This window comes from Xanthomonas sp. NCPPB 3218, from assembly GCF_056725185.1.
The window spans coordinates 2895459-2911670 of the sequence record NZ_CM161516.1 but is presented as its reverse complement, the minus strand read 5'-3'; the positions used below and the strand labels follow the sequence as shown (position 1 = coordinate 2911670).

The following is a 16212-nucleotide window of genomic DNA, read 5'->3' as shown; positions in this document are numbered from 1 at the left end:
ACTTATGATACGCCCCCGTTGCAATGCCGGCGTGTTGCGGTCAGCGCCGCGCCATCTCGGCCAGCCAACGGTCCAGCTGGGCGGCAAATGCCTGGCGGTCGCGCGGGTGCAGGGCCGCCGGTCCACCGGTGACCAGGCCGGCACCGCGCAGTTGCTCCAGAAAGCCGCGGACCGACAGGCGCTCGTTGATGTTGTCGCGGGTAAACGGTTCGCCACGTGGGCTGACGGCGGCCGCTCCCGCCTCCAGTACGCGAGCGGCCAGCGGAATGTCCTGGGTGACGACCAGGTCGCCTGCGGCCACCCGTGCGGCAATGGCATCGTCGGCCGCGTCCGCGCCTCCAGGCACCTGCAGCGCTCGCACGTGGGCCAGGCGAGGGGTGGGCAGGAAATGATTGGCGACCAGCATCACCGCCGTGCCGGTACGTGCGGCGGCGCGGAAAAGGATGTCGCGGATGACTGCGGGGCAGGCATCGGCATCGACCCAGATATGCGGGCGGGACGGCAGGGGAGGCGTATTCATGTGCTGAAATCGAGAGGGAAGGGGCCTGACAGGTGGTCGGATTCGGCCTGACAGTAAAAAATTTGACGCAAGGTGTCGCTTTTTGCTGGGAACGCGAGTACTGTGCACGCACTGTGTTTGCAAGGGTCACCGTGAATCGTGGCCTGATGCAGCCGGATCGTTACAGATCTCGCTTCATCGTTCCGCTTTACCAACGCCTGCAACTCAGTCTCAGCTCCGGCTTTTCGGACGCTGCGATTTATCCATCTATAGTTCAGGAGTTTGTAAATGTCAGATCGTCAGAGCGGTACCGTGAAGTGGTTCAACGATGCCAAGGGCTTCGGCTTCATCACCCCGGAAAGCGGCCCGGACCTGTTCGTCCACTTCCGTGCCATCCAGGGCACCGGCTTCAAGTCGCTGCAGGAAGGCCAGAAGGTGACCTTCGTCGCCGTGCAGGGCCAGAAGGGCATGCAGGCTGACCAGGTGCAGGCGGTCTAATCCGTCTGCAACCGTAAGGTTGCCAAAAACGCCGGTTGCGCAAGCGACCGGCGTTTTTTATTGGGCGCGGTTTGATCAGTGCAATAGAGAGTGCGGGCGATTCGACCCGCCCAGGTGAGCGCAGCGACGACACGCCAATCGGTAGCATGTGCGTTTTCCGCGTGCAGCCTCTTCCATGATCACTGTCCACCATCTCAATAATTCCCGTTCCCAGCGCGTGCTGTGGCTGCTGGAGGAACTGGCGCTGCCGTACCAGATCGTGCGGCATGAGCGCGACCCCAAGACCATGCTGGCGCCGGCGGCATTGCGTGCCATCCACCCGCTCGGCAAGTCGCCGGTGGTTGTCGACGGCGAGCTGACCGTCGCCGAGTCCGGCGCGATCCTGGAGTTCCTGACCGAACGCTACGACACCGAATGCGCGCTGTCGCCACCACCGCGTCCGCTGGAGTCGCCGGAGCGCCTGAAGTTCCGTTACTGGATGCATTACGCCGAAGGCTCGGCAATGCCGCCGTTGCTGATGACACTGATCTTCGGGCGGATTCGCAGTGCGCCGATGCCGTTCTTCGCCAAGCCGATCGCACGTGCGATCGTGGACAAGGCCATGTCCGGCTTCGTCGGTCCGCAGCTCAAGCTGCATCTGGACTGGATGGAGCAGTCGCTGCAGGCAAGCGAATGGTTTGCCGGTGAGCGCTTCACTGCAGCCGACATCCAGATGAGCTTCCCGGTGCAGGCCGCCGCCGCACGCGGCGGCGGGCTGGAGAGCTATCCGCGCCTGCGCGCGTTTCTCGCGCGCATCGAAGCGCGTCCGGCGTACCAGGCCGCGCTGAAGAAGGGCGGCCCGTTCGAGCTGATGGGGCGCAAGCCCGCCGAGTGACGTTGCGGTATGCGCCCAGGGAAGCTACAGGTCACCGTGCCTTGACGGTGTCCTGCCAGGGTTTGGCGAATCCCCAATCCCGACTCCCCAATCCCGTTTCGCCCAATCAAGGCGCCCGACATTGCCGCAGGAACTGCAGCGTGTCGCGCAGCACGGGCGAGCGCTCGGGCGGTTTGCGCAGCGCCAGCACGATGCCGAGATGGCCCATGCCCGGGTAGACCTTCAACTCGGCCGTGCCGCCCTTGCGTTGCAGGGCGTGCTGCAACGAGGTGCTGTTCTGCAGCTCGACCACGCGATCGGCATCGCCGTGCAGCAGCAGCATTGGCGGTTCGTCGCCGCCGACGTAGTGCACCGGCTGCGATTGTTGCTGTGCGGCCGGTGCCTTGCCGAAGATCTCGATCAGCTCCGGATCGGTCAGCGGCAGGAAGTCGTAGGGCCCGGCCAGACCCACCACCCCGCACAGTTGCCGGGGTTGCAGGCCTTGCACCTGCAGCCAGCGTGCGTCGGTACCCAGCAGCGCGGCCATATGCGCGCCTGCAGAGTGGCCCATCACCGCCAGGCGCGTCGGGTCGCCACCGTAGTCGTGCGCATGCCGATAGCTCCAGGCGGTGGCGCCGGCAGCGTCGGACATGAAGCCCTGCAGGCCGACCTGCGGATACTTGCGGTAGTCGGCCACCATTGCCACCACGCCCTGGCGCGCGAGCGCGCGTCCGACCCAGCGATAGTTGGCGCGCGTTCCGCGCTTCCAGGTGCCGCCATAGAAGAACACCACCACCGGTGCATCCACCGCGCCGCGCGGCTGATAGACGTCCAGGGCCAGACCATGCGCCGGATCGAACACCTGGTCGCGGTGCTCGACAATGCCGTCGCGGCTGGAGGCGGCATTGATGCCGCCGAAGAACACGCTGCTGCAGGCGGTCAGTGTCAGCGAGCCGAGCAGCAGCAGGGCGGGGCGAAACCAGCGGGAAGCGCGCGAGGGCATGGGCGATGTCATGTGAGGGTCGGGGAGGAATAACGCTAAGGCTGTCGCCAACGTGTGCAGGACGAGCCCGTTTGCTGGCGGCCAGCTGCTCGAAGATACGGTACGTGCGCAACGCCGGATGCGTGGTTGCCCATGCGAAGTTCACTGTCGTTGGCCTACGCTGGCACGCATGACGACTCTGCAGTTTGACAACCGCCTGCGCCAGCAGCTGCCCGGTGATTCCGAACAAGGTCCACGCCGCCGCGAGGTACACGCGGCATGGTCGACGGTGATGCCGACGCCGGTGGCCGCGCCGCGCCTGCTGGCGTATTCGGCCGATGTCGCCCAACGGCTGGGGCTGGATGAGGCCGAGATCGGCAGCGCGCACTTTGCCGAGGTATTCGCCGGCAATGCGCTGTACCCGGGCATGCAGCCGTGGGCGGTCAATTATGGCGGGCACCAGTTCGGACATTGGGCCGGCCAGTTGGGCGATGGCCGGGCGATCTCGCTGGGCGAGGCAATCGGGGTCGATGGCGGTCGCTACGAGTTGCAGCTCAAGGGTGCCGGCCCGACACCTTATTCGCGCGGTGCCGATGGCCGGGCGGTACTGCGCTCGTCCATTCGCGAATTCCTGTGCAGCGAAGCGATGCATCACCTGGGCGTGCCGACCACGCGTGCGCTGAGCCTGGTCACCACCGGCGATGCGGTGGTGCGCGACATGTTCTACGACGGCCGGCCGCAGCGCGAGCCGGGCGCGATCGTGTGCCGGGTGGCGCCGTCGTTCATCCGCTTCGGCAACTTCGAGCTGCCCGGTGCGCGCGGCGATCTGGCGCTGCTGCGGCAATGGGTGGACTTCACCATCGCGCGCGACTTCCCGCAGCTGGAAGGTGCTGGCGAGGCGCTGTACGCAGCCTGGTTCGCACAGGTCTGCGAGCGCACGGCGGTGATGGTGGCGCACTGGATGCGGGTGGGCTTCGTGCATGGGGTGATGAACACCGACAACATGTCGATCCTGGGCCTGGCCATCGACTACGGCCCCTACGGCTGGGTCGACGACTACGACCCGGACTGGACGCCGAACACCACCGATGCGCAGGGCCGTCGCTATCGCTTCGGCACCCAGCCCCAGGTCGCGTATTGGAACCTGGGGCGCCTGGCGCAGGCGCTGGCGCCGCTGTTCGCCGACCAGGCGCAGCTGCAGCAGGGACTGGACCGCTTCCGCGATACCTACCTGGCCTGCGACCGCCACGACACCGCCGCCAAATTGGGTCTGGCTGACTGCCGCGACGAGGATCTGCAACTGATCGATGCGCTGCGCGCGCTGATGCACAACGCGGAAATGGACATGACGCTGACCTTCCGCAGCCTGATCGCATTTGCGCCGGAGCATCCGGATCCCGATCTGTTGCGTGAGGCGTTCTACGACCAGGACAAGCGCCTCGCGCATGCCGCGCAGCTGCAGGAATGGCTGCAGCGCTACGCTGAGCGGCTGCAACAGGACACGCTGTCGCCGGATGCGCGGCGCGAACGCATGCGCCTGGCCAACCCGCGTTACGTGCTGCGCAATTATCTGGCGCAGCAGGCGATCGACCTGGCCGAGCAGGGCGATCCATCCGGCGTGCAGGAGTTGCTGGAGGTCATGCGTCACCCGTACGACGAGCAGCCGGGCCGCGAGGCGTTTGCCGCACGGCGACCGGACTGGGCGCGCGACCGCGCCGGCTGCTCGATGCTGTCCTGCAGTTCCTGACGCGCTCAGATGCAGGTATGTCGTAAACGCGGCACCGCAAGTCCGCGCAGCCTAGAATAGGGTGGTCCCCACCGGCCTAGACGCCACCACCACCATGACTGACTGCACCCGCTGCGCCGGCACCAATTCTTCCGGACCCAACCAATGGTCCGAGCGAATCCGCGACATCGCCGATTTTCCCAAGCCGGGCATCGTCTTCAAGGACATCACGCCGCTGCTGTCCGATGGCCCGGACTTCGCCTCGGCGCTGGATGAAATGGCGCAGCCCTGGCGCACCACGCCGCTGGATGCGGTGCTGGGCATCGAGGCGCGCGGTTTCATCCTGGGGTCGGCGCTGGCGCGCGAACTGCGCACCGGCTTTGTGCCGGTGCGCAAGCCCGGCAAACTGCCTGGGCGTACGCTGGTCCAGGAATATGCGCTGGAATACGGTACCGACCGCATCGAAATGCACGAGGACGCGTTGCCACGCGGCGCGCGCGTGTTGATCGTCGACGACGTGCTTGCCACCGGCGGTACGCTGCGCGCGGCCCTGAGTCTGGCCGCACAGTTGGAGCTGGAAGTGGTCGGTGCGGCGGTGCTGGTCGAGCTGCTGGCGCTGCAGGGCCGTGAGAAGTGGGCCAATGACGTGCCGTTGCTGGCTACCTTGAGCTACTGACCCAGGCAGCTTGCCGATCGAGCAGCTTGCCGATCAGGCTTTCTGGCAACAGGAATGCGCAAGCATGCGCATCCCTGTGGATCGAGCGGCAGGCGCTATCGCTGCCGCTCGAGCGGTTGGTCGGCAGGGTCGCTGCCGCGCGTTGATTACAGCTTGCTGACCCGGAACCGGCGTCCCTTGATCTTGCCCGCATGCAGATGCGCCAGCGCTTTGGCGACCTGCGCGCGGGCGATGGCGACATAGGAGCGGGTGGGGTAGATCGCGATCTTGCCGATCGCCGCGCCTGCCAGTCCGGCTTCGCCGGTCAGTGCGCCGAGGATGTCGCCGGCACGCAGCTTGTCGGTCTTGCCGCCGTCGATGCGCAGCGTGGTCATGGCCGCCTGCGGCAGCTGCGCCGGGCGGGCGGTGGCCAGGGGCGCGCGCGACCACTTCAGCGGCTGGCCCTGTTCGGCTTCCAGCGCCTGCGCGCGGCCGGTCTCGCGCGGGGCCACCAGGCTGAGCGCCAATCCGCGTTTGCCGGCGCGCGCGGTGCGGCCGATGCGGTGGCGGTAGGTTTCGGTATCGGTGGGCAGCTCGTAATTGACCACTGCCGACAGGTCTTCCACGTCCAGCCCGCGTGCAGCCACATCGCTGGCCACCAGCACGTTGCAGCTGCGGTTGACGAAGCGCACCAGCACTTCGTCGCGGTCGCGCTGTTCCATGTCGCCGTGCAGGGCGAGCGCGGAGAAGCCGAACTCCTGCAGCGAGCCGGCCACCTCGTCCACTTCCTTGCGGGTATTGCAGAACACCACGCTGGATTCGGGATTGAAGCGCAGCAGTAGGCCGGCGACGGCCTTCTGCCGGTAGGTCGGGTCGACCTCGAAGAACTGCTGGTCGATTTCTGGCGCGTTGTCGGCGCCTTCGACGGTGATTTCGACCGGGTCCTTGAGGATCTCGCGCGCCAGCGTGCGGATGATGTCCGGGAAGGTGGCCGAGAACAGCAGGCTCTGGCGGTGCTTGTCGCAGCGGCTGGCGATCTCGCGGATGGGTTCTTCGAAGCCCATGTCGAGCATGCGGTCAGCCTCGTCCAGCACCAGCGTGCGCACCCCGCCCAGATGCAGGGCGCGCTTGCGGGCCAGTTCCTGGATGCGGCCGGGCGTGCCGACCACCACTTGCGGGTCGTGCGCTTCCAGCGAGGCCAACTGCGGGCCGAGCGGCATGCCGCCGGTCAGCACCACCAGCTTCATGTTGGGGATGCCGGTAGCCAGCTTGCGCAACTGCTTGCCGACCTGATCGGCCAGTTCACGGGTGGGGCACAACACCAGCGCCTGCGCGCGGGTCAGCGCCGGGTCGAGCTTCTGCAGCAGGCCCAGCCCGAAGGCGGCGGTCTTGCCGCTGCCGGTCGGCGCCTGGGCGATGACGTCCAGCCCTTGCAGGATCGGCGGCAGGCTCTGCGCCTGGATGGGAGTGAGGACGGTGTAGCCAAGGGCGTCGATGCCGGGGGCCAGGGCCGGCGACAGCGGCAGCGCGGAGAATTCGTTCATGGCGCATTTTAGCCGGGATTGGGGAGTAGGGATTCGGGATTCGTCACCGTGGCAGCGTGCGCTTGTGCCAATCCCGAATCCCCAATCACCAATCCCGTACAATTACGCCATGCCTTTAATCACTCTGCAAAGCGTCGACTACAGCGTCGGCGGCCCCTTGTTGCTGGAAAAAACCGACCTCACGATCGAGCCGGGCGAGCGTATCGCCCTGATCGGCCGCAACGGCGCCGGCAAATCGACCTTGATGAAACTGATTGCCGGCGAGCTCAAGCCCGACGATGGCGAAGTGCGCGTGCAACAGGGCGTGCGCATCGCGCGGCTGGAGCAGGAAGTGCCGCAGGGTACCGGCGGCAGCGTGTTCGATGTGGTGGCCGACGGCCTGGGCGAGCTGGGTCACTGGCTGGCCGAGTTCCATCAACTCAGCCATGCCGAGGTGTTCGATGCCGACGCGTTCGGCAAGGTGCAGGCCAAGATCGACGCGGCCGACGGCTGGGCGCTGGATCAGCGCGTCAGCGAGACGCTGACCAAGCTGGAACTGGACGGCGATGCGGAGTTTGCGCGGTTGTCCGGCGGCATGAAGCGGCGCGTGCTGCTGGCGCGCTCGCTGGTGTCCTCGCCGGATGTGCTGCTGCTGGACGAGCCAACCAACCACCTGGACATCGAAGCCATCGACTGGCTGGAGTCGTTCCTGAAGAACTGGAACGGCAGCGTGTTGTTCGTCACCCATGACCGGCGCTTCCTGCGTGCGTTGGCCACCCGCATCGTCGAGATCGATCGTGGTCAGGTCACCAGCTGGCCGGGCGACTGGGCCAATTACGAGCGTCGCCGCGAAGAGCGGCTCAATGCGCAGGCGCAGGAAAACGCGCGCTTCGACAAGATGCTGGCGCAGGAAGAAATCTGGATCCGTCAGGGCATCAAGGCGCGGCGTACCCGCGACGAAGGCCGCGTACGGCGTCTGGAATCGATGCGCAACGAGCGCGTGCAACGCCGCGACCTGACCGGCAACGTGCGCATGGAAGTCTCGCAGGGCGAGTCCTCCGGCAAGAAGGTGATCGAGGCCAAGGAAGTCGGTTTCGCATTCGGCGCGCGCACGATGGTCAAGGATTTTTCGACCATCATCCAGCGCGGCGACCGCATCGGGCTGATCGGCCCCAACGGCAGCGGCAAGACCACCTTGCTGAAGTTGCTGCTGGGCGATCTGCAGGCGCAACAGGGCGAGATCCGCATCGGCACCAATCTGCAGATCGCCTACTTCGATCAGTACCGTTCCACGCTACGCGAGGACTGGAGCGCGATCGAGAACGTGGCCGAAGGCCGCGACTTCATCGAGATCAACGGCAAGCGCAAGCATGTGCATGCGTATCTGCAGGACTTTTTGTTCACCCCCGAGCGCGCACGTGCGCCGATCACCCGGCTGTCCGGCGGCGAGCGCAATCGGCTGCTGCTGGCCCGCCTGTTCGCGCAGCCGTCCAACCTGCTGGTGATGGACGAACCGACCAACGATCTGGACGTGGAAACGCTGGAGCTGCTGGAAGAGCTGCTGGGCGAGTACACCGGCACCTTGTTGCTGGTCAGCCATGACCGCGACTTCCTCGACAACGTGGTGACCTCCACCCTGGTGATGGAGGGCGAGGGCCTGATCGGCGATTACGTCGGCGGGTACAGCGATTCGCTGCGTCAGCGTCGCACCCCGGCGCCCAATGCGATGGCGGTTGCCAAGGCATCGGCGACGGCGGCGGCAACCACGCCGGTGGCGGCTGCGCTGCCGGCCGATGCCGCGCCCAAGCGCAAGCTCAGCTACAAGGACGCGCGTGAGCTGGAGCAATTGCCGGCCTTGATCGAAACCCTGGAGCAGCAGGTCGCGGCATTGACCGAGGCGATGAACGACCCGGCCTTCTACCAGCGCGACAGTGCGGCGATGGCCGCGCATACGGCCGAATTGGGCGATGCGCAGGCTCGGCTGGATGCGGCGTTCGCGCGCTGGAGCGAACTGGATAGCTGATGGTCGGGCCGGTGCCCGACTGCGTGCCGGCCTTGTGGATGTGTGGAGCGATAACTGGCACCACGCCTCCCACTACAGGGGTGGCAGCCGTGGGGCAGCGCGTTGCGTGAAACACGCGCTGGACACGCACCGGTGATCACCGACCACCACCACGCCGTGTTGATCGTGCTGTGTCCGGCGAGTGCGGGATGCGTCTTGCAGGCAGCGCCTAGTCGCAGGCGCTCGCAGGCGCCACGAATGCCGCAAACGTGAGCCCGCGCGCGGCCCAGGCGGTGGCCGCTTCGTCGAGGATGTCCAGCAAGGTGTCGCGGTCGTTCGGCGCAGTGCGGGCCAGCGCATCGGCGCCGTCGATCAGCAGCGCATAGCCATGCGACGCTGGCAGCCATGCCAGATCGCGCAAGGCATCGGAGAGCGCGTCCCAGTTGCGGCCGAAGCCGGCAGGGAAGTCCAGTTGGGTGGCCAGACGCATCAGCAGCCTGTGCTTGTCGCTGCAGCTGGCCAGGTCCACGCGCAGGATGTGCAGGCCGGCATCGCGGGCAAGCGCGGCCATGGTGTCCAGATCTTCGGTCTCGGCTTGGTAGACGCCCGATTGCTGCGGGTCGGACAGGTCCAGTGCGAAGTCGCCTGCGCTCATGGCGCCTGCTCCGGAGCCGGGCCCTGGAACGATCTGAAACTCTGGTAATGATCGTCGCTGTAGTACCACGCCTGCGGCGGGGTACCGCCGGTGACGATGCGGCGCGCACCGCGATCGGGACTGCCTGAGGTTTCCACGGTGTATTCGTGGTAGTAGCCGCGCGGACGCTCGGGCAGGCGCTGCTCACGATTGCCGAACACGCTGCCGTCCTGCGGATGCGGAAATGGCCCGCCGCGCTGGATCAGCACGATCGTGGCCATGGCCTCGGTCGGCAGAAATCCCGGCAACGCTTGCTGCTGCGGTGAGCGTTCGACCGGTGCTGCTGCGGCGATCGGCGCGCTGAGCTGCGGCGCGAAGTGCGGCTTGGGTGTCTGCATCGCGCGCATGCCCCACAACCCGGCGACGAGCAGCACGATGGCGACGATCAGCAAAGCGGGCTTGCGCATGACGGTTCCGGAAACAGGGTGTTGGGACGGCAGAGCAAGTATGCCGTTGCGCGACTGTGTCGACTTTGAACGCGCCGGGCTGCAGGACGGTTCACGCCCGAGTAACCGGGGCATGGTGCAAGGTATGCAGCGAACACGACGCGGCATGCGATGGGATGAAGTTTCCCTGCCAATACCCTTGGTAAGCGCCGCCGCCGTCCTTACCATCTACCCCGCAACGCCCGGTCTTCGCCGGGCGGCAAGTCCAGGAGACACGCATGGCTTACACCCTCCCGCAGTTGCCCTACGCCTACGACGCGCTGGAACCCAACATCGATGCGCAGACGATGGAAATCCATCACACCAAGCATCACCAGACCTATATCAACAACGTCAACGCGGCGCTGGAAGGGACCGAGTACGCCGACCTGCCGGTGGAAGAGCTGGTGTCCAAGCTGAAGAGCCTGCCGGAAAACCTGCAGGGCCCGGTGCGCAACAACGGTGGTGGCCACGCCAACCATTCGCTGTTCTGGACCGTGCTGTCGCCCAATGGCGGCGGTGAGCCCAAGGGCGAGGTCGCCAAGGCGATCGACAAGGACATCGGTGGTTTCGAGAAGTTCAAGGAAGCCTTCACCAAGGCCGCCGTCAGCCGTTTCGGCTCGGGCTGGGCCTGGTTGAGCGTGACCCCGGACAAGAAGCTGGTGGTGGAAAGCACCGCCAACCAGGACAGCCCGCTGTTCGAAGGCAACACCCCGATCCTGGGTCTGGACGTGTGGGAACACGCGTACTACCTGAAGTACCAGAACCGTCGTCCGGAATACATCGGCGCGTTCTACAACGCGGTGAACTGGGAAGAAGTCGAGCGCCGCTACCACGCTGCGATCGCCTGAAGTCGTGCATCAGCGCTAGGTTCCACGTAGCGCTTTGACAGCTGCACCCAACGCACAAGGCCGGGAGCGATCCCGGCCTTGTGTGTTTTGCTGCGCGCTGTTGTAGGAGCGACCCTGGTCGCGAGGGGCTTTGCCGGGAAAGCCCCGTCGCGCTCGGGCGCGCTCCTACGTTGTGTGGCGCTTATGGGCTTGGCGTCGCGCTGAAACGCACAAGGCCGGGAGCGATCCCGGCCTTGTGTGTTTTGCTGCGCGCTGTCGTAGGAGCGACCCTGGTCGCGAGGAGCTTTGCCGGGAAAGCCCCGTCGCGCTCGGGCGCGCTCCTACGGTGTGTGGCGCCGATGGGCTTTGCATCGCGCTGGAACGCACAAGGCCGGGAGCGATCCCGGCCTTGTGCGTTTTACTGCGCGCTGTTGTAGGAGCGACCCTGGTCGTGAGGAGCTTTGCCGGGAAAGCCCCGTCGCGCTCTGGCGCGCTCCTACGATGTGTGGCGCCGAATGGCTTGGCGTCGCGCTGAAACGCACAAGGCCGGGAGCGATCCCGGCCTTGTGTGTTTGCTGCGCGCTGTCGTAGGAGCGACCCTGGTCGCGAGGGGCTTTGCTGGGAAAGCCCCGTCGCGCTCGGGCGCGCTCCTACGGTGTGCGGGCGTCGGTCAGAACTTGCGCTCGGGGAGCGATCAGAACTTGGCGTCGAACTCGCGGGCGTAGCCGGTGTTGACGATGACCTTCTGCAGCGCGTCGCTGATCTTGATGTTGCCGGCCACGATCTGCTGCGTTTCCGGGCCCATGTTGTCCATGCGCGGCGGGGTGGCACCCTTGTAGTCGCAGACGCGGCCACCGGCTTCGCGCACCAGCAGCACGCCGGCCGCGATGTCCCACGCTTTGACGCCGGCCTCGAAATACGCATCGGCGCGGCCGCAGGCCACGTAGGCCAGGTCCAGCGCGGCAGAACCGGTACGACGCACGTCCTCTGCCTGCACGAGCAACGCATCGACGCACTTCAGCTGCGCACTGGTGCGTGCGCGCTCGCGCGGCGGGAAGCCGGTGTGGACCATCGCGCCTTCCAGGTCCTTGCGTTCGGCGATGCGGATGCGGCGGTCGTTGAGCACCGCGCCGGCGCCGCGGCTGGCGGTGAACAGCTCGTTGCGCAGCGGGTCGAAGATCACCGCGTCGGTGGGCTCGCCGTTTTCCACCAGCGCGATCGACACGCAGTAATGCGGGAAGCCGCGCAGATAGTTGCTGGTGCCGTCCAGCGGGTCGATGACCCAGGTGTAGCGGCCACTCTTGCCACCTTGCACGCCGCCTTCTTCGCCGAACACGGCGTACTCGGGGTAGCCGCGTTTGAGTTCCTTGATGATGACCTTCTCGGCATCGGCATCGACTTCGCTGGCGTAGTCCATGCGGCCTTTCTGCACCACGTTGAGCGCATCGAGCTTGTTGATACCGCGCAACAGCACATTGCCGGCGAGGCGGGCGGCTTTGACCATGACGGTGACGGCGGGTTTCTGCATGGTTAAAGCTCCCGTGAAGGCAGAATCGAAAATGGCGAAGGTAAAAGAGCGGTCCGGCACCAAAGCCGGCCGCGCAGTTTACCATCTACGACCGAATCGCTCCCCAATCTCCGTTCATGTCCGTCAGCCAGCGCATCCGTTTCGTTCTTGTCGGCACCCAGCATCCAGGCAACATCGGCGCCGCCGCGCGCGCGATGAAGACGATGGGCGTGTCGCGCCTGGTGCTGGTGGCGCCGGAGCGTGCGCTCGACGAAGACGCCTATCGGCGTTCGGCCGGTGCCGAGGACGTGCTCGGCGAGGCGCCGATCTTCGCCACCCTGGCCGAGGCAGTGGCCGATTGCACCCTGGTGATCGGCTGCACCGCGCGTGCGCGCCGGGTCGCGCTGGAAGAGTTGCCGCCGGACGAGGGCGCGCGCCGTGCCTGGGCCAAGGCCGGCGAACCGGCCGAGGTGGCGATCGTGTTCGGCCGCGAGCGCACCGGCCTGACCAACGACGAACTGCAGCTCTGCCATGCGGCGCTGCATATCCCGTCCGATCCGGCGTTCAGCTCGCTCAACCTGGCGGCGGCGGTACAGGTCGTGGCGTACGAGGTGCGGCTGGCGCAGCTGGCGGCTGGCGAAGCGGAGGTTGCGCCAGCCGCGGCGGCCGGCGCGCTGCGCGAGGGCCCGGCCAGCCATGCCCAGCTGGAAGGCATGTTCGGCCAGTTGGGCCAGACCCTGGACGAGATCGACTTCCACAAGGGGCGGGCGCCGGAGTCGGCGATGCGCAAGCTGCGGCGGCTGCTGTTGCGCGCGGACATGAGCGAGCAGGAAGTGCGTTTGCTGCGCGGCATTCTGTCGGATGCGCAGCGCATGGCCATGCTGGCAAAGCGCAACGGAAACTGACGTCTGTCACATCTGGAAAGATTCGGCTAGGCTGTCGGCGGCTCTAGGGGAGTGTCCGTTTTGCGCGGTCTACGATGGTGTCTGATTGCCTGCGGGCTGTTGGCCGGGGCAGGCTTGGCCGCGACGGCGACAGCGGCGCCTTCCCCGGTATTGGTGCTTGGACGGATCAGCGACGATCCCGCCACCCATTACGCGCAACTCAAGCCCCTGCTGGACTACGTGGTGCCGCGCATGCACGAGGTCGGTATCCGCCGTGGCGAAATCCTGATGGCGCCGGACGCACGGCAGATGTCCAGTTACCTGCGGCGTGGCCGCGTCGACTGGGTCAGCGAAACCACCGGTGCGGCAATGCTGCTGGAACAGCGCGGCAGTGCGCACCCACTGGTGATGACCGAGCGCGCCGGCCTGCGCGAGTTCCATACGGTGTTCTTCGTCCGCCGCGACAGCCCGATCCAGTCGCTCAAGCAGTTGCGCGGCCACACCCTGGCGTTGCAGAACGCCTCCTCCACCAGCGGCTATCTGCTGCCGATGCTGGAGCTGGTGCGCAACGGCATCGCCTGCGATGTGCTGCTGTCGCCGAATGACAGCCAGGTGCCGGGCTCGGTGGGTTACCTGATGGTCGGCTCGAAATTGAATATCTCCGCCCTCGTGCATCAGCACCTGATCGATGCGGGCGCTTTCAGCAACGCCGACTGGGACGACGAACGCCATCTGCCGCAGGTGTTCAAGCGCGACTTCCGTATCGTGCATCGCAGTGCGCCGGTGCCGCGCGCAGTGGAGATGGTGCGCACCGGCATGGATCCGGCGGTGGAACGGCGGCTGCGCGTGGTGCTGCTGCAGGCGGCCTCCGACCCCAAGGCCGGGCCGGCCCTGAAGCGCTTCTTCGGCACCACCGCCTTCCACCCGCTGGATGCTGCCAGCCGCCGGCGCCTGGATGCGCTGAGCGCTGGCTTGCACCGTGTCAGGGACCAAGTGGAATGACTCAGGTGCGCTTCGGGTTGCAGGCACGCTTCTTGTTGGTGATGGCGCTGACGCTGCTGCTGGTCGGTGCGATCCTGGCGTCGCTGCTGCAGCGCCAGAGCGCGATGCAACGCGAGGTGCGCGGGCTCAGCGCGCAGATCCTGCACGAGCTGTTCGATCGCAGCCTGCGCACGCGTGGCGAGACCCTGGCCACCGAACTGGCGAACGGCCTGGCCAATCCGTTGTACTACTCCGACCTGGGCACGGTGGGTGCGCTGGTGCGCAACGCCTCGCGGCAGCAGGTGGTGAGCTACGTGCTGGTGTTCGATCGACGCGGCCGGCTGGTGCACGATGGCTCGCCCGATCTGCAGCATTACGGCCAGCCCATGACCGACCCGCTCGCGGCCAGGGCGGTGACCGCGCGCGCCATGCTGTCGCAGTCCTCGCCGGAAGTGCTGGACGTGACGATGCCGATCAAGATCGGCGACCAGCGCATCGGCGGGGTGCGGGTGGGCATGTCGCGCGAGCGGGTGCGCAGGGTCGAATCCGGCGCCAACCTGACCCTGGTGCAGAACCTCAACGCGATCGGCAAGCGCGATCTGGGCTGGCTGCTGGTGCTGCTGGCCGCGCTGGTGGCGCTGGGGGTGCTGTTGGCCATCTACGTGCAGCGCACTCTGGTGGCACCGGTGCGGCTGCTGGCGGCTGCCGCGCGCCAGATCGAGCGTGGCGACTATGCGGTGCAGCTGCCGCCGCATCCGCGCAACGACGAGATCGGCGAGTTGATTTCCGCCTTCGGCCGCATGAGCGAGAGCATCGCCCGGCACGATCGCGAGGTGCGCCACATGGCCTACACCGACGCGCTGACCGGGCTGACCAACCGGCTGGGGTTCCGCGAGGGCCTGGACCATCTGCTCAACACCGCCCGCAGCACCGACAGCAAGCTGGCGCTGCTGTTCGCCGATATCGACGACTTCAAGCGCGTCAACGACACGCTGGGGCACGAAGCCGGCGACGAGGCGCTGCTGCAGTTCGCCAGCCGCATCAGCCGCGCGGTCGGTGCATTGGGCGGCGACGACGCGATCCTGGCGCGCTTTGGCGGCGACGAGTTCGTGATCCTGCTGCAGAACGGCGATGTCAGCCTGCTTGCCGCCCAGCTGGCGGACCGGCTGGTGCACGAATTAAGCCGCCCCTTGAACGTGCAGGGCCGGGAGGTGTTCCTGGGCACCTCGATCGGCATCACGCTGTTCCCGGACGATGCCAGCAATGCCACCGCGTTGCTGAAGAACGGCGACATCGCGATGTACCAGGCCAAGGTCGCCGGCAAGAACTGCCATCGCTTCTACAGCCGCGCCGCCGATCATGCGGTGGAGCGGCGCGTGCACATGGAGCACGAGCTGCGCGGGGCCTGGGAGCGCGACGAGCTGCGGCTGGTCTATCAGCCGATCTACCGTACCAGCGACCGGGTGCTGGTGGGGGTGGAAGTGCTGTTGCGCTGGCAGCACCCGGCGCTGGGCACGATTGCGCCGTCCACCTTTATCGACATCGCCGAGCAGAGCGGCCTGATCGAGGTGATCGGCCCCAAGGTGCTGCGCGCGGCCTGCCTGGAAGCAGCGCAATGGCCGGTGGTGGGCGAGGGCTTGTTCATCTCGGTCAACGTCTCGCCGCGTCAGCTGCGCAGCGGCGACCTGATCGACACCGTGGCCGAGTGCCTGGCCGAGTCCGGCCTGCCGGCCGCGCGCTTGCACCTGGAGCTGACCGAAACGGCGGTGATCGGCGACGAAATGATGGCCGCCAGCCTGCTCGATCAATTGCACCGCACCGGCGTGAAGGTGTGGCTGGACGACTTCGGCACCGGTTTCTCCGGCTTGAGCCATCTGCGCCAGGTGCCGGTGGACGGGGTCAAGATCGACAAGAGTTTCATCGCCGACCTGCAGCGCGACCCGGACGATCTGGCGCTGACCACGGCCATCATCGGCATGGCGCATTCGCTGGGCATCACGGTGGTGGCCGAGGGGATCGAGCAGGAAGCGCAGTTCAACCTGCTGCGCGAGCGCGGCTGCGACCTGGGCCAGGGCTACTGGTTCAGCCGCCCGCTGAGCCCGGCCGACATGGTCAAGCTGATCGCCGCGGGCTGAGCAGCGTAGGAGCGCACC

The 16212-nt window shown here is 66.7% G+C and carries 15 protein-coding genes; 9 read left to right on the top strand and 6 right to left on the bottom strand.

Annotated elements, in window-relative coordinates; genetic code table 11:
* Positions 1-40: 40 nt before the first annotated feature.
* Positions 41-520, bottom strand: a complete 480-nt coding sequence (locus tag AC1PLS_RS12030) for a YaiI/YqxD family protein (protein WP_184431286.1) — start codon at positions 518-520, stop codon at positions 41-43.
* A 267-nt stretch (positions 521-787) separates the two neighbouring features.
* On the opposite strand from AC1PLS_RS12030, the gene AC1PLS_RS12025 reads away from it, so the two are divergent.
* Positions 788-997 carry a cold-shock protein gene (locus tag AC1PLS_RS12025; protein WP_006451993.1) on the top strand — a complete coding sequence of 70 codons (210 nt, stop codon included), beginning with the start codon at positions 788-790 and terminating at the stop codon, positions 995-997.
* A 175-nt stretch (positions 998-1172) separates the two neighbouring features.
* Positions 1173-1871 carry a glutathione S-transferase gene (locus tag AC1PLS_RS12020; RefSeq protein WP_024939303.1) on the top strand — a complete coding sequence of 233 codons (699 nt, stop codon included), beginning with the start codon at positions 1173-1175 and terminating at the stop codon, positions 1869-1871.
* Positions 1872-1977: 106 nt separating this feature from the next.
* Here AC1PLS_RS12020 and AC1PLS_RS12015 read toward each other — a convergent pair whose 3' ends face one another.
* Positions 1978-2853 carry an alpha/beta hydrolase gene (locus AC1PLS_RS12015; protein ID WP_126966153.1) on the bottom strand — a complete coding sequence of 292 codons (876 nt, stop codon included), beginning with the start codon at positions 2851-2853 and terminating at the stop codon, positions 1978-1980.
* Positions 2854-3022: 169 nt separating this feature from the next.
* Here AC1PLS_RS12015 and AC1PLS_RS12010 point away from each other — a divergent pair, with 169 nt between their 5' ends.
* Both AC1PLS_RS12010 and AC1PLS_RS12005 read left to right on the top strand, forming a co-directional pair.
* A complete protein-coding gene (locus AC1PLS_RS12010) occupies positions 3023-4579 on the top strand; it encodes a protein adenylyltransferase SelO (protein ID WP_184431284.1) in 1557 nt (518 codons plus the stop codon).
* A gap of 94 nt (positions 4580-4673) precedes the next feature.
* A complete protein-coding gene (locus AC1PLS_RS12005; protein WP_024939306.1) occupies positions 4674-5234 on the top strand; it encodes an adenine phosphoribosyltransferase in 561 nt (186 codons plus the stop codon).
* Between the two features lie 146 nt (positions 5235-5380).
* Here the strand turns inward: AC1PLS_RS12005 and dbpA are convergent, their stop codons facing one another.
* Positions 5381-6757 (bottom strand): ATP-dependent RNA helicase DbpA, encoded by a 1377-nt coding sequence (dbpA, locus tag AC1PLS_RS12000; protein WP_184431282.1) that lies wholly within the window; start codon positions 6755-6757, stop codon positions 5381-5383.
* 109 nt (positions 6758-6866) lie between these two features.
* Here dbpA and AC1PLS_RS11995 point away from each other — a divergent pair, with 109 nt between their 5' ends.
* Positions 6867-8759, top strand: a complete 1893-nt coding sequence (locus AC1PLS_RS11995) for an ATP-binding cassette domain-containing protein (protein ID WP_481103724.1) — start codon at positions 6867-6869, stop codon at positions 8757-8759.
* A gap of 208 nt (positions 8760-8967) precedes the next feature.
* Here AC1PLS_RS11995 and AC1PLS_RS11990 read toward each other — a convergent pair whose 3' ends face one another.
* Complete coding sequence (locus tag AC1PLS_RS11990; RefSeq protein WP_102581562.1) at positions 8968-9393, bottom strand: barstar family protein; 426 nt, start codon at positions 9391-9393, stop codon at positions 8968-8970.
* Positions 9390-9839, bottom strand: a complete 450-nt coding sequence (locus AC1PLS_RS11985) for a guanyl-specific ribonuclease (RefSeq protein WP_184431278.1) — start codon at positions 9837-9839, stop codon at positions 9390-9392. Before AC1PLS_RS11985 ends, AC1PLS_RS11990 begins: the two co-directional genes overlap by 4 nt.
* 257 nt (positions 9840-10096) lie before the next feature.
* Here AC1PLS_RS11985 and AC1PLS_RS11980 point away from each other — a divergent pair, with 257 nt between their 5' ends.
* The gene (locus AC1PLS_RS11980; protein WP_016904847.1) at positions 10097-10708 is read left to right on the top strand and encodes a superoxide dismutase; all 612 of its coding nucleotides are present in this window, start codon (positions 10097-10099) and stop codon (positions 10706-10708) included.
* A 673-nt stretch (positions 10709-11381) separates the two neighbouring features.
* Here the strand turns inward: AC1PLS_RS11980 and AC1PLS_RS11975 are convergent.
* A complete protein-coding gene (locus AC1PLS_RS11975) occupies positions 11382-12215 on the bottom strand; it encodes an inositol monophosphatase family protein (protein WP_039521909.1) in 834 nt (277 codons plus the stop codon).
* Between the two features lie 116 nt (positions 12216-12331).
* Between AC1PLS_RS11975 and AC1PLS_RS11970 the strand changes: the two genes are divergently transcribed.
* The 3 genes from AC1PLS_RS11970 to AC1PLS_RS11960 are packed head-to-tail and all read left to right on the top strand — an operon-like array spanning position 12332 to position 16194.
* Positions 12332-13099 (top strand): RNA methyltransferase, encoded by a 768-nt coding sequence (locus tag AC1PLS_RS11970; protein ID WP_054593068.1) that lies wholly within the window; start codon positions 12332-12334, stop codon positions 13097-13099.
* Positions 13100-13150: 51 nt separating this feature from the next.
* Positions 13151-14080, top strand: coding sequence for a phosphate/phosphite/phosphonate ABC transporter substrate-binding protein (locus tag AC1PLS_RS11965; RefSeq protein WP_481103723.1), 930 nt, complete (start codon positions 13151-13153; stop codon positions 14078-14080).
* The gene (locus tag AC1PLS_RS11960) at positions 14077-16194 is read left to right on the top strand and encodes a putative bifunctional diguanylate cyclase/phosphodiesterase (RefSeq protein ID WP_024940418.1); all 2118 of its coding nucleotides are present in this window, start codon (positions 14077-14079) and stop codon (positions 16192-16194) included. The genes AC1PLS_RS11965 and AC1PLS_RS11960 overlap by 4 nt, the downstream gene beginning before the upstream one ends.
* The last annotated feature ends 18 nt before the right edge of the window (positions 16195-16212 follow it).

Excerpts from the sequence above, each read along its gene's own strand:
- AC1PLS_RS11985 (WP_184431278.1), bottom strand. The coding sequence starts at position 9,839 with ATGCGCAAGCCCGCTTTGCTGATCGTCGCCATCGTGCTGCTCGTCGCC.
- AC1PLS_RS12030 (WP_184431286.1), bottom strand. The coding sequence starts at position 520 with ATGAATACGCCTCCCCTGCCGTCCCGCCCGCATATCTGGGTCGATGCC.
- AC1PLS_RS11980 (WP_016904847.1), top strand. The coding sequence starts at position 10,097 with ATGGCTTACACCCTCCCGCAGTTGCCCTACGCCTACGACGCGCTGGAA.
- AC1PLS_RS11960 (WP_024940418.1), top strand. The coding sequence starts at position 14,077 with ATGACTCAGGTGCGCTTCGGGTTGCAGGCACGCTTCTTGTTGGTGATG.
- AC1PLS_RS11995 (WP_481103724.1), top strand. The coding sequence starts at position 6,867 with ATGCCTTTAATCACTCTGCAAAGCGTCGACTACAGCGTCGGCGGCCCC.
- AC1PLS_RS11970 (WP_054593068.1), top strand. The coding sequence starts at position 12,332 with ATGTCCGTCAGCCAGCGCATCCGTTTCGTTCTTGTCGGCACCCAGCAT.
- dbpA (WP_184431282.1), bottom strand. The coding sequence starts at position 6,757 with ATGAACGAATTCTCCGCGCTGCCGCTGTCGCCGGCCCTGGCCCCCGGC.
- AC1PLS_RS11990 (WP_102581562.1), bottom strand. The coding sequence starts at position 9,393 with ATGAGCGCAGGCGACTTCGCACTGGACCTGTCCGACCCGCAGCAATCG.
- AC1PLS_RS12015 (WP_126966153.1), bottom strand. The coding sequence starts at position 2,853 with ATGCCCTCGCGCGCTTCCCGCTGGTTTCGCCCCGCCCTGCTGCTGCTC.
- AC1PLS_RS12005 (WP_024939306.1), top strand. The coding sequence starts at position 4,674 with ATGACTGACTGCACCCGCTGCGCCGGCACCAATTCTTCCGGACCCAAC.
- AC1PLS_RS11975 (WP_039521909.1), bottom strand. The coding sequence starts at position 12,215 with ATGCAGAAACCCGCCGTCACCGTCATGGTCAAAGCCGCCCGCCTCGCC.
- AC1PLS_RS12020 (WP_024939303.1), top strand. The coding sequence starts at position 1,173 with ATGATCACTGTCCACCATCTCAATAATTCCCGTTCCCAGCGCGTGCTG.
- AC1PLS_RS12010 (WP_184431284.1), top strand. The coding sequence starts at position 3,023 with ATGACGACTCTGCAGTTTGACAACCGCCTGCGCCAGCAGCTGCCCGGT.
- AC1PLS_RS12025 (WP_006451993.1), top strand. The coding sequence starts at position 788 with ATGTCAGATCGTCAGAGCGGTACCGTGAAGTGGTTCAACGATGCCAAG.